The organism is Salmonella sp. NW38 (assembly GCF_051807745.1).
Lineage (GTDB): Bacteria > Pseudomonadota > Gammaproteobacteria > Enterobacterales > Enterobacteriaceae > Salmonella > Salmonella enterica.
In genome coordinates this window covers 270,373-283,098 of record NZ_JAMMTO010000003.1, presented here as the reverse complement: position 1 = coordinate 283,098, position 12,726 = coordinate 270,373, and the positions used below count along the sequence as shown (strand labels likewise).

Genomic DNA, 12,726 nt, shown 5'->3' with positions numbered 1-12,726 from the left:
AACTGAAGTTTGCCTTTAAGTGAAAAAATTTTGCCAATAGGTCGAACTTTTCGTTAAAGCATCAGTCATACCTATTGCCACTGCTTTTCTTTGATGTCCCCATTTTGTGGAGCCCATCAACCCCGCCATTTCGGTTCAAGGTTGGTGGGTTTTTTGTTGCCCGACGCAGAGTGACACGACATTGACTCTCCGGCGATTCGCTTTACCATCTGTAAAATCGCTTCACGCGCCAGCGGCGTTCGATCCGTCACAAAATGCAACGTCATCCCCTCGATAAACGCATCCAGCGCGCGGGCGGTCTGCGCGTCAAACCACTGCGCCAGCGTATTTTGGCTACGTTGCATCCAGTTTTGCATGACTATTTTTAACGCTGGCTTATCGCTGGCATAGGCATATAACTGATACATTAACGCCATATTATCCGGCGTCGTAACCTGCGAGCCGTAAATCATTTCCGTTATCGCCTGGCACGCCCCCTCCGCATCCGTCACCTGCGCAAAAAAGTCCTGGTATTGATGCGACATGTTCTCGGTGAAAAGTGTAAAAGCTTCACTCAATAACGCATCCATACCGGCAAAATAGTAGGTCATCGAGCCAAGCGGCACCTGAGCGATAGCGGCGATTTTCCGGTGCGTCACGGCATGAACGCCATAGGTCTTTACCGCTTCCAGTGTGGCCTGAATTATTTTTTCCCGTCGCTTAGGATCATTGGCGCGTCTTACGGCATTTTCTTTCATGATGAGTTCCACATCTCATTCAGGATGCAGGCTATAGTAACCTGCCGCTTACGCTGAAAAAATAGACAGTAAAAACTGTCTGCACAACGAAGTATGACGACGATATGTACAAATGTACACAAGCTTGCTAATGTTTACCTCTCGCTTCTATTTTCTGGCCTGACGCTATGACCGTCCTCTCCTCACGTAACGCCTTAAAACGCCGTACCTGGGCGCTGTTTATGTTCTTCTTTTTACCCGGACTGCTGATGGCCTCCTGGGCAACCCGAACGCCTGCTATTCGGGATATTCTTTCCGTCTCTACCGCGGAAATGGGGGCGGTCTTATTCGGGCTTTCTATCGGTTCAATGAGCGGTATTCTTTGTTCCGCCTGGCTGGTGAAACGATTTGGCACCCGAAAGGTTATTCGCACGACGATGACCTGCGCAGTAACCGGGATGGTTATTCTTAGCGTCGCGCTGTGGTGCGCCTCGCCGCTGATTTTTGCCCTTGGATTAGCCGTTTTCGGCGCCAGTTTTGGCGCCGCCGAAGTGGCGATTAATGTCGAAGGCGCGGCGGTCGAACGCGAGCTGAATAAAACCGTTCTGCCGATGATGCATGGTTTCTACAGTTTCGGCACGCTGGCGGGCGCTGGTGTCGGCATGGCGTTAACCGCATTAAGCGTCCCGGCTAACATCCATATCATCCTCGCGGCTGCCGTGGCGATCGCGCCCATTTTTATCGCCATTCGGGCGATCCCTGACGGTACGGGTAAAAACGCATCGGAAGATGCTCACCTTCAGGAAAAAGGATTACCTTTTTATCGGGACATCCAGCTTTTGCTTATTGGCGTGGTGGTGCTGGCAATGGCATTCGCCGAAGGCTCTGCGAATGACTGGCTGCCGCTACTGATGGTAGACGGACACGGTTTTAGCCCAACCTCCGGCTCTCTGATCTACGCCGGTTTCACGCTAGGTATGACCGTTGGCCGCTTTACCGGCGGCTGGTTTATTGACCGCTATAGCCGGGTGACGGTTGTTCGCGCCAGCGCGTTGATGGGAGCGCTGGGCATTGGTCTGATTATTTTTGTCGATAGCGACTGGGTTGCCGGCGTCTCGGTCATTCTTTGGGGCTTAGGCGCTTCGCTCGGCTTCCCGCTGACCATTTCCGCCGCCAGCGATACCGGTCCCGACGCGCCGACGCGCGTGAGCGTTGTCGCCACGACCGGCTATCTGGCGTTTTTGGTCGGGCCGCCGCTGTTGGGCTATCTGGGAGAGCACTATGGATTACGCAGCGCCATGATGGTTGTGCTGGCGCTGGTTATTCTGGCGGCGCTGGTGGCGAAGGCCGTCGCCAAACCTGTATCGACTCCGCAACCGGTGATGGAGCATAACGCATGAGTATCAAATTAATCGCCGTCGACATGGACGGCACTTTTCTGAGCGATCAAAAAACCTATAACCGTGACCGGTTTATGGCGCAGTACCAACACATGAAGCGGCAAGGCATTCGCTTTGTCGTGGCCAGCGGCAACCAGTATTACCAGTTAATCTCCTTCTTTCCGGAAATTGCGCACGAAATCGCTTTTGTCGCGGAAAACGGCGGCTGGGTGGTCAGCGAAGGAGAGGATATTTTTAACGGCGAGCTGACAAAAGCCGACTTCCAGACGGTTGTCGAACACCTGCTCACACGCGCCGATGTGGAGATTATCGCCTGTGGAAAAAACAGCGCCTACACGCTGAAACGGTATAACGATGCGTTAAAAGCCGTTGCGGCAATGTATTATCATCGTCTGGAGTTTGTGGATAATTTTAATAATATCAACGATGTCTTTTTCAAATTCGGCCTTAATATTACCGATGAACGGATACCGGAAGTACAGGCGGCGCTGCACGACGCCATTGGCGATATCATGGTCCCCGTTCATACCGGCTATGGCAGTATTGATTTAATTATTCCCGGCGTGCATAAAGCCAACGGCCTGCGTCTGTTACAGCAGCGCTGGGGCATTCATGATAGTGAAGTGGTGGTATTCGGCGACGGCGGCAACGATATTGAGATGCTGCGTCAGGCCGGGTTTAGTTTTGCCATGTCGCACGCCAGCGAGGCGGTCGCGGCGGCGGCGAAATACCGCGCCGGATCGAACAACCAGGAAGGCGTGCTGGATATCATCGACAGCGTATTAAACAACGAGCCGCCGTTTAACATCTAGCGGATGCCTCTCTATGCCTGATAACAGAAAGCTTATCAGGCGTAGCCGCTCTCTCAGACTGTTTGCAAATTCCCCGTCCGCTTATCTTTTAAGAAGACCAGCATCAGCAGTAGCCAAAGAATACCGTTTGCCAGATTAAACAGGCTAAATAGCCCATTGCCGCCGCTTAACCAGGCGTGTTTACTGACTTCAATGCCAACGGTAAAAATCAGCATTTGTAGCATTCCCATCGCCGCCGAGACCGTTCCTTTACTCATATCGCTGGAAAAGAGCGTCAAACGCACCAGTCCGGCATTCGCCAGCCCAATGCCAAAAGCGTATACGCTTAATCCCGCCGTCATCCATAAATAAGCATGGGATGAAACCACCGTCGCCGCCGCGGCGATGATCAGCCCCGCGACGATAGGCCAGCCGCCCATCACGATCAGCGAGCGAACCGTACGTCGGGAGGTTAAACGCGCCAACACCAGATTACCGGCAATGAGCGCGCCAAAAACGGGCACCTGTAGCAGACCATATTCATAGCTGCTGAGCTGTTCGCCGCTAATGATGATAATTGGCGACTGCGCAATCCAGGCCAACAGCGGCAGGCTGACAAATCCCAGCGCTAACGCCCCTGCGACGAACCGCCGGTTTTTTATCACCAGCCGATAATCCCGGCCCAGCGCCTTAAATGACAACGTTTCGCCCCGCCGCGTGGCGGTCTCCGGCATTGCGCGCTGTAGCCCGAAAAAGGCGATAGCGGCCAGTGCGGCAAATAAAATAAACATCCCCTCCCACGGCAGAACATGCACCCATGCCGCCCCAACCAGTGGTCCCAGTAGCGGCGCGATTAACGCCACGTTCGCCATCAGCGCGGTAATTTTTATACACACCGCCTCCTCAAAGGATTCCTGAATCGCGGCATACCCTACAGCGCCGATAAAACACAGGCTAATCCCTTGCAAAAAACGCAGGAAGGTAAATTGTTCGATGTTTTTCGCCAGTAACGTCGCCAGGCAGGTGACAATAAACCACACGACGCCCGCCAGCATCACGGGACGACGGCCAATCCGGTCAGACAACGGGCCAAGCAGCCACTGTAAGAACATACCGCCCGCCAGATAAGCGGTCATGGATGTCGGAACCCAGTCCAGGCCCGCCTGATACTGCTCAACCACCGCCAGCATACCCGGCTGGATCATGTCGTTGCCAATATAAGTAGAAAATTCGTACAGCACCAGACAGAGAGGAAAAAGCAACGCCTGACGTCCCAGCCTGCCGCCTGATTGTAAACGATTCTGCATACCATCTCTTCGCCAATAAAAACCGCGCAGAGTGTAATGAAAGTCGGGGAACTGAGATAGCGAATTATGAGGCTGCAAGGGAAATAGCGCACATTTTTACAGAAAGCCACTTAGCGCTTGCGTACTTTAAGGTTAATTTAAGTTTGCGCCGTTATCATCGACATTATTTTATGCCATTGTCTTAAATCTCTTCATGTTGCCGCCAAATAAGACAATACTGCTTTTCCTCCCTGTTACGCTGCATTTATGCTCAGTTTGCACGGGGATGAGCTGGCTATCCCTTTTGATTTCATTGCTCCGAGCCTGGATGTTATGCTGGAAAACCTTAACAACTCGCTGTTTTATTTTATTAACGCCACGCCTGATTCCGCGCAGTGGACAATTTCGCTCGCTATCTTTATCGCCAAAGATGTCATCAACATCGTCCCGCTCTTAGCCGTGGTACTCTGGCTGTGGGGTCCCCGCGATCGGGTCTGCGCCCAGCGTCAGCTGATCGTTAAAATCGGCATCGCGCTGATTATCAGTCTGGCGGTCTCCTGGACAATGGGACACCTTTTCCCGCACGACCGTCCGTTTGTCGATCATATCGGCTATAACTTCCTGCATCATGCCGCCGATGACTCGTTCCCCAGCGATCACGGTACGGTGATTTTTACCTTTGCGCTGGCGTTTTTGTTCTGGCACCGCCTCTGGTCAGGCATCGTGATGATGGCGATAGCTATTACCATCGCCTGGTCGCGCGTCTATCTCGGCGTACACTGGCCGTTAGATATGATTGGCGCGCTGCTGGTAGCGATGCTTGGCTGCCTGAGCGCACAGCTGATCTGGCAATGGTACGGCGCGCCGCTCTACCAGGCGCTGCAACGTTGTTACCGTTTCTGTTTCGCGTTGCCCATTCGAAAAGGCTGGGTACGTGACTAAACAGCGAAAAAAAGAGTAATATTAAGCGCTCTGTATGGTGCGGAGCGCTTATTTAACTCTCCAGGGGAACTATGGAAACGCGACGCGACGAGCGTATTGGTCAATTGCTGCAGGCCTTAAAACGCAGCGATAAACTTCACCTTAAAGAAGCCGCGACCCTGTTGGGCGTCTCTGAAATGACCATTCGTCGCGACCTGAACCATAAAAGCGCGCCTGTCGTGTTGCTGGGCGGCTATATCGTACTGGAGCCCCGCAGCGCCAGTCATTATCTGTTAAGCGATCAAAAATCTCGTCTGGTGGAAGAAAAACGCCGAGCCGCTCAGTTGGCTGCGGGCCTGGTACAAGCGCATCAGACGGTATTTATTGACTGTGGCACCACCACGCCGTGGATCATTGAAGCCATTGATAATGACCTTCCCTTTACGGCGGTGTGCTATTCACTTAATACCTTTCTGGCGCTGCAGGACAAACCCCATTGCCGCGCCATCCTCAGCGGCGGGGAGTTTCACGCCAGCAACGCCATTTTCAAACCGCTTGATTTCCATGAAACGTTAAACAATATTTGTCCGGATATCGCGTTTTATTCCGCCGCCGGCGTTCATACCAGTAAAGGCGCTACCTGCTTTAATCTGGAAGAGCTGCCGGTAAAACATTGGGCCATGACAATGGCACAGAGCCATGTACTGGTGGTGGATCACAGTAAATTCGGCAAGGTACGTCCGGCGCGGATGGGGGAACTATCACGCTTTGATACGATTATCAGCGACCGCCGTCCCGATGAGGCCTTTGTGGCCTACGCTAAAGCGCAACAAATTACTCTGATGTATTAACCGCCCGTTGCCGGATGCGACGCGCACCCGGCAACGGGGTTATTTTACGAGAACCAACTGCCAAACCACTGATGGAGTTTCATCAGCACAAAATCCCACATCCGGCTGAAAAATCCCCCCTCCTCGACGTTTTCCATCACCATTAACGGGCGTTGCTCAATGGATTTTCCGTTAAGCTGGAAATCGATGGTGCCGACAACCTGCCCTTTCTTCAACGGCGCCGTGAGCTGTGGTTCGTTCAACGTAAAGCTGGCCTTCAGGTTTTTAAGCTGCCCACGCGGAATCGTCACAGACCCCGCATCGCCCGCCCCCAAATTGACCTCAGGCTTATCGCCAAACCAGACCCGTTGCGTCACGAATGTCGCGTCAGGTTTAATCGGCGTGACCGTTTCAAAGAAGCGGAAACCCCAGGTCAACAGTTTTTCTGACTCATTAAAACGAATACGGTCCGTTTTCGCCCCCAGCACGACAGAGATCAGGCGCATATCGCCCTGGGTGGCGGAGGCGACAAGGTTATACCCTGCGCCAGCCGTTGTCCCCGTTTTCATGCCGTCGACATGCAGATTGGTGCTCCACAACAGGCGGTTGCGGTTCGGTTGACGAATATTATTAAAAGTAAATTCTTTCTCTTTATGAATGGCGTATTCGTCAGGCACATCGTGAATCAAGGCCTTGCCGAGCAACGCCATATCGCGAGCGGTACTGAACTGCCCTGGCGCATCAAGACCGTGTACCGTCTGGAAGGTTGTATTCGTTAACCCCAGTCGTTTCGCATAGGCGTTCATCAGGCCGATAAAGGACTCCTGGCTTCCGGCGACGTAGTCGGCAAGCGCGATACAGGCATCATTACCTGACTGAATGATGATGCCTTTATTAAGATCCGCAACCGACACCTGATCGCCTGGCTTCAGAAACATCACCGACGACCCACGTAGCGCCGGGTTCCCCGTCGCCCAGGCATCTTTGCCCACCGTCACCATATCGGTCAGCTTGATTTTCCCTGCCTTCAGCGCCTGGCCCACCACGTAGCTGGTCATAATTTTTGTCAAACTGGCAGGGTCGAGTTTCTCATCGGCATTGCCTTCCGCCAGTACTTTACCGCTGGCGTAATCCATTAAGATCCAGGCTCGCGCATCAACGCCCGGCGGCGCGATCGTTTGTTCCTCTGCCTTTACAGGCGAAGCGAAAAGGAATAAGAGAACCGAACCTGCCGCGAGGCTACGAAGGGAAGAAGCGTATTGCGTCATAGTACCACCCGAGTATCCATTCCAAAAACACACGTCACACCACCGTGTAATAAGTGCGGTGAGTAATAACGCACTCACGACGTTAAAGAAACCGTAACTTGGTAAAGTTTTTAAAGTTTATGCAATAACATCCCGTTACGCTTCCTTCATAACGATTTTTTTACAGACCATTGTGTAAATGTTAGGTTTATCTCACGGTAGGCCGATTACTGTCATCATCCTGATAAAACAGAAGGGGTTAATATGATTACGCTGTGGGGCCGGAACAACTCGACTAATGTTAAAAAAGTGTTGTGGACGCTTGAAGAGCTGGAACTGCCATACGATCAAATTCTGGCAGGCGGAAAATTCGGCGTTAACCAGGATGCCGACTATCTGGCGATGAATCCTAATGGGCTGGTGCCGCTGCTTAAAGATGATGAAACCGACCTGTTATTGTGGGAATCCAATGCCATTGTCCGCTATCTGGCGGCGCAATACGGCCAGAACCGGCTATGGGTTGATAATCCGGCGCGGCGTGCGGAGGGCGAAAAATGGATGGACTGGGCGAATCAAACGTTAAGCCCGGCGCACCGCGTGATCCTGATGGGTCTGGTCAGAACCCCGCCGGAAAAACGCGACCAGGCGGCAATTGAAGCTGGTATCGAAAAGTGTGACAGCCTGTTTGCGCTTCTTGATGATGCTCTGGCCCACCAGCCGTGGTTCTCCGGAGATAACTTTGGCACCGGTGATATCGCTATTGCGCCTTTCGTCTATAACTTGTTGAACGTGGGTCTGAAATGGACGCCGCGCCCGAATCTGGAGCGCTGGTATCAGCAGCTTACCGAGCGCCCAGCGTTTCGCAAAGTGGTGATGATCCCGGTGACCTAACGCGTGGCTGCAGGACTTACCTTGAGTAACTGCCCGTCGGACTCATCGGTTAACACATATAAGTAGCCGTCAGGTCCGACACGCACATCCCGAACACGCTGCTTTCTGTCACCCAGAATACGGCCTTCTTCCGTCACCGTATTGCCATCGACGCGCATCACAATGACCTCTTTATCTTTTAGCGCGCCGATAAACAGTTTGTGCCGCCACGGCGCAAAAACGTCGCTGGCATAAAAAGCCATCCCGCTGATCGCCGGAGAATCCTTCCAGTAGTAAACCGGTTGCTCCGTTCCCTCGACAATTTCACCTTTGGCTTCCGGCACTTTCAGACCACTATAGTTGACGCCCCATGTGGCCAGCGGCCAGCCATAATTTTTGCCTTTTTCCGGGATGTTAATTTCATCGCCGCCGCGCGGACCGTGTTCATGCAGCCATAGCGCGCCGCTCCAGGGATTGATGGCCAGCCCCTGCGGATTACGAATACCGGCATTGTACATGGCAAGATCAACAACCTGCTCTTTCATGCCGGGCTGACAGGCGCGGTATTCATAGTCGACCTGAAAGCTGCGGCAACATGCCTGACAGCGGTAATGCTGGTACCCTGCACTCCCCGGACCATACTTTTTAACGGATGCCGTTTGCGCGCAAAACGGGCATTTCACATCGACTTTAACCATCATAAATCCTGCGATAAAAGTCGGTATTCGAAACGATAATCACCGATTGAATACATGATCGTTTTCTGGGGATTTCACTGCATGTCATGATGGTTTACTCCTGCGATGAATAAGAGAACGGCGTTTAACCGTAAAATCAACATGCAGCGGGTCGAGAATAAAGATTATTAACGGAGTGATACCGACTTGAATCCGCCGAGTACTTTTTAGAGTATGTTCCATTCTTCGCGCCGGAATCCCTGAGTAATAGCCTGTCTGATCTAAAATGGAGATCAGAAAAATATGACACAAGCTGTTGCATAACATGGATAAAATGGGTAGTCATGCAAGCGAGATAAGACAATGAATGTATTCATTACTGATGCTGGTCGCTTATCGTGGTTACAGTGTGATCCTTTTTGCTCCGCTGGTAGCACTTGGCGCAGTTCTGTTCACCCGTCCAGTGACGGTCGCCCCGGTTTTCAGTGATATATTTATGGATAAGTTGATCGGTTTTGTAAAACTTTATTTTCCTGTCTTTCTGCTGGGTGCAGTATTTGGCAAGCTGATTGAATTTGCTGGTTTTTACTACTCAATTGTCAGTGCTGTGACCTGTATGGTGGGCCAGAACAAAGCCATGCCGATGATTATTCTTGTATGCGCTTTATTGACCTATGGAGGCGTATCATTGTTTGTGGTGGCGTTTGCCAATCTGTTCTTTACTTGGCTGATTCCACATATTTACGGTGATCAGTTTATGATAAATCTGCCGGGGCTGAAAAAACCGCTGTAAACGGGTTAACCTGATGACCACGGGGAGCAGGTATTAGCATCTACGTTACAACGGTTCCGACAATATGTCTGACCTGACCCCCTGTCAGCGGTCACCAGCGTCCTACCAGATCCGCCCCGGATCATGGTAGGGCGGTGACACCGTCAGCCTACATTTTGTAGTTATCTCGACGTGACAGGAATTCGGATAGGCCGAAATACTCAGTCTGACTGAGTCTATAAAAAAGCAGCACACTGTATTATACGTTAATTATGAGCCACAACGATGCACTTTGATATAAAAGATTTAAAATTATTCCTTGCTATCAGTGAAGAAGGGAGCTTAACACGTGGAGCGGAAAAAACTTACATGTCTGCCGCATCTGGTAGCGTGCGTATACGTAATCTTGAACAGAGTATCAATCTGAGATTGCTGTATCGTAGTAGCAAGGGGATAACGTTATCCTCTGCTGGTGAAACATTTAAACACCACGCCAGCCTTATTGTGAATCAGATGGAAATGTTACGTAGCGATATGCAGGAGCATGTTAAAGGCATCAAAGGACATGTCAGAATATTTTCCAGTATAACTGCTATTGCAGAGTATCTCCCCCCATTGTTGAGCCATTTCCTTACACTATATAACGATGTGAATATTGATTTCAGGGAGTATCCAAGTCCGGAAATTGTACGTTCTGTTATTGAGGGGAAAACTGATCTCGGAATTGTTGCTGGTAATATTACAACAGATAATCTTGAAATACTGCCGTTCCGTACTGATAGGCTAGTGCTTATCACCGCGACAGACCATCCCTTTGCTGACAGAAAAAGCGTGACCTTTCATGAATTAATTCAATATGAACAAATCAGCCTGCCTGAAGGGACAGGAATGTTTGAATTTATCCGAAAAAAGGCAGAACTAGTACCATCTAAACTGAAAATTAGAATACAGGTCGGCAACTTTGAAACATTTTGCCGTATGGTTGAAGCAAAAGTGGGCATTGGTATAATGCCTCACTCTGCTGCATCCCGTTTGCGTCAGTTGCATGAATTTTCGATTATTGATCTTGATGAATTTTGGTCATTAAGAAAATTACAAATCTGCGCCAGAAGCTTTGGCAAATTACCCGGCTTCACACAAAAACTGGTTACTATGCTCACAGCTCAGACTGAGTGATAGCGTTACATCCCTGTATAATTTGGTCCGTTGCCACCTTCAGGCGTAGTCCAGGTTATATTTTGTTTAGGATCTTTAATGTCACAAACTTTACAGTGAATACAGTTCTGTGAATTTATTTGCAGACGCATGTTTTGTGTTTCACTATCCTGTAAAAATTCATATACTCCGGCAGGGCAATATCGTTCTTCGGGGCCACCATAAATATCCAGATTAATGGATATAGGGATATTCTGATCACTGATTTTCAAATGTACTGGCTGGTCGTCATCATGCCAGGTGTTACTGAGATAGACGGATGACAAAATATCAAACGTCAGTTTACCGTCAGGTTTGTCGTACAGTTTTTTCTGGCTTTTGTTGGCCGGTTGCAGAGTGATATTGTCCGGTCGGTTATTTTTTACACGCCAGGGGATTTTTTTTATACCCATTCGGGGAAGCAGCCAATGCTCAATGCCAGTCATGATAAAACCTATCACACGCCCTTTTTTAAACCAGGGTTTGAAATTACTACCATTTTCCAGTTCCTGCCAAAGCCAGCTCTGTCGCAGTAATGTTTGATATTCTGTCAGTATGTCGTTTTTCCTGTTGTCCAGCAAAGCATTAAATATAGCGTCAGCCGCTATCATGCCACTTTTGATAGCTGTATGGATGCCCTTGATTCTACTTGCATTGAGCGTACCGGCATTACAACCAATCAGCAGACCACCAGGTAAACAGGGATCAGGCATAGACGCAACCCCGCCGTTATTGATTGCTCTTGCGCCATAACCAATACGCTTACCCCGGTCAATGTATTTGCGTATAGAAGGGTGTGTTTTCAGGCGCTGCATTTCCTGAAAAGGGCTTAACCAGGGATTTGAATAATCAAGTCCCACAACCAAACCTAGTGCAATTTTATTATCATTAAGATGATAGAGAAACCCACCCCCAAACGACTCTTTATCCAGAGGCCAACCTGTGGTGTGAATTACAAGCCCCGGGTGGGACTGGTCTGATGGAACCTCCCACAACTCTTTTATGCCTATGCTAAAACTCTGGGGTGCTTTGCCTGTATCAAGATGAAATTTTTTGATCAGTTCTTTAGCCAGACTACCGCGGGCCCCTTCGGCAAAAATTGTATATTTTGCCAGAATTTCTATTCCACTCTGGAACCCCTCTTTCTTGCTGCCATCCCGATGACGTCCCATATCACCAGTTACTACACCGATAATGTTAGTATCCTGATCATACAGTATCTCAGTTGCCGAAAAGCCTGCATAAATATCCACGCCTGACGTTTCTGCCTGACCGGCGAGCCATTTAATGAGATTACCGAGGCTTACGATAAAGTTTCCATGGTTGCGAAAATTATCAGGAATCAATGCATCCGGCAAATTAATACATTTTTCATTCGTCAGTAACAGTAATTTATCCTGAGTAACAGGCTGTTTAATGGGTGCGCCTCTTTCCTGCCAATCAGGAATTAGTTCATTCAGCGCTCGGGGATCCATGACTGCCCCACTGAGAATATGAGAACCAGGCTCAGCTCCTTTATCAAGGACGATAATGGACAGTTCTTTTCCTGCGTCATTTGCCTGTAATTTAAGTTTAAGAGCTGCAGATAATCCGGCGGGTCCTGCTCCCACAATAAGAACATCACATTCTATTGTCTCACGTGATTGCTGGGTATTAGAAAGTGTATCGTTCATTATTAACTCCTTAATTTTTCAGCACCGTAGGAACAGCTATATTATGTAAATAAAATTGCATTCATATTGTAACCAATGAAATAAATATCATAGTGATAAAACAGATGAAATGGTATAGGAATGTTCAACCTTAGAAAAAGGTGCCTATAAGACTATATAGCCAGTTATCAACTATTAAAAAAATGTCGGTGATGATGAAGCATTCCATAACATTTATATTTAGCTTTCTCCCTCAGATGAAAAATAATATACACAAATCATTTTTAAGCCGTTCATCATAATTGCAGGAAAAGTCCCTATTTTCTTGGCATTCTATTATAGTTACCCGCGAGAAATAATCAGCCAACTG

At 49.4% G+C, this 12,726-nt stretch carries 11 protein-coding genes and 1 pseudogene; 7 read left to right on the top strand and 5 right to left on the bottom strand.

Going from position 1 to position 12,726, the window contains the following annotated elements:
* Positions 1-116: 116 nt before the first annotated feature.
* Positions 117-737: a TetR/AcrR family transcriptional regulator gene (locus NA624_RS07615; protein ID WP_000661867.1), complete on the bottom strand. Its 621-nt coding sequence runs from the start codon at positions 735-737 to the stop codon at positions 117-119.
* Between the two features lie 167 nt (positions 738-904).
* On the opposite strand from NA624_RS07615, the gene NA624_RS07610 reads away from it, so the two are divergent.
* Positions 905-2,116 (top strand): MFS transporter, encoded by a 1,212-nt coding sequence (locus NA624_RS07610; protein WP_000217430.1) that lies wholly within the window; start codon positions 905-907, stop codon positions 2,114-2,116.
* Positions 2,113-2,928: a Cof-type HAD-IIB family hydrolase gene (locus NA624_RS07605; protein ID WP_000023541.1), complete on the top strand. Its 816-nt coding sequence runs from the start codon at positions 2,113-2,115 to the stop codon at positions 2,926-2,928. The genes NA624_RS07610 and NA624_RS07605 overlap by 4 nt, the downstream gene beginning before the upstream one ends.
* Positions 2,929-2,981: 53 nt before the next feature.
* On the opposite strand, the gene NA624_RS07600 is transcribed toward NA624_RS07605, so the two are convergent.
* A complete protein-coding gene (locus tag NA624_RS07600) occupies positions 2,982-4,214 on the bottom strand; it encodes an MFS transporter (RefSeq protein ID WP_001181284.1) in 1,233 nt (410 codons plus the stop codon).
* Positions 4,215-4,526: 312 nt separating this feature from the next.
* Here NA624_RS07600 and ybjG point away from each other — a divergent pair, with 312 nt between their 5' ends.
* Both ybjG and deoR read left to right on the top strand, forming a co-directional pair.
* Entirely contained in the window at positions 4,527-5,135 is a 609-nt protein-coding gene (ybjG, locus tag NA624_RS07595; protein WP_001531378.1) for an undecaprenyl-diphosphate phosphatase, read from the top strand.
* Between the two features lie 71 nt (positions 5,136-5,206).
* Positions 5,207-5,965 carry a DNA-binding transcriptional repressor DeoR gene (deoR, locus tag NA624_RS07590; protein WP_000450106.1) on the top strand — a complete coding sequence of 253 codons (759 nt, stop codon included), beginning with the start codon at positions 5,207-5,209 and terminating at the stop codon, positions 5,963-5,965.
* Positions 5,966-6,009: 44 nt separating this feature from the next.
* Here the strand turns inward: deoR and dacC are convergent, their stop codons facing one another.
* Complete coding sequence (gene dacC, locus NA624_RS07585) at positions 6,010-7,212, bottom strand: serine-type D-Ala-D-Ala carboxypeptidase (protein WP_000195710.1); 1,203 nt, start codon at positions 7,210-7,212, stop codon at positions 6,010-6,012.
* 243 nt (positions 7,213-7,455) lie between these two features.
* Between dacC and NA624_RS07580 the strand changes: the two genes are divergently transcribed.
* Positions 7,456-8,082, top strand: a complete 627-nt coding sequence (locus NA624_RS07580; protein WP_000631907.1) for a glutathione S-transferase family protein — start codon at positions 7,456-7,458, stop codon at positions 8,080-8,082.
* On the opposite strand, the pseudogene NA624_RS07575 reads toward NA624_RS07580, so the two are convergent.
* Positions 8,079-8,612 (bottom strand): annotated as a pseudogene (locus NA624_RS07575) (PQQ-dependent sugar dehydrogenase); the annotation flags it as partial. The gene NA624_RS07580 and the pseudogene NA624_RS07575 sit on opposite strands and share 4 nt — an antisense overlap.
* Before the next feature lie 493 nt (positions 8,613-9,105).
* Between NA624_RS07575 and NA624_RS07570 the strand changes: the two are divergent.
* Both NA624_RS07570 and NA624_RS07565 read left to right on the top strand, forming a co-directional pair.
* On the top strand, positions 9,106-9,531 hold the full coding sequence (locus NA624_RS07570) for a GntP family permease (protein WP_000287110.1): 426 nt from the start codon (positions 9,106-9,108) through the stop codon (positions 9,529-9,531).
* A gap of 264 nt (positions 9,532-9,795) precedes the next feature.
* Positions 9,796-10,686 carry a LysR family transcriptional regulator gene (locus NA624_RS07565; protein ID WP_000545332.1) on the top strand — a complete coding sequence of 297 codons (891 nt, stop codon included), beginning with the start codon at positions 9,796-9,798 and terminating at the stop codon, positions 10,684-10,686.
* Positions 10,687-10,691: 5 nt separating this feature from the next.
* Here the strand turns inward: NA624_RS07565 and NA624_RS07560 are convergent, their stop codons facing one another.
* Entirely contained in the window at positions 10,692-12,377 is a 1,686-nt protein-coding gene (locus NA624_RS07560; protein WP_117150320.1) for an electron transfer flavoprotein-ubiquinone oxidoreductase, read from the bottom strand.
* Between the last annotated feature and the right edge of the window lie 349 nt (positions 12,378-12,726).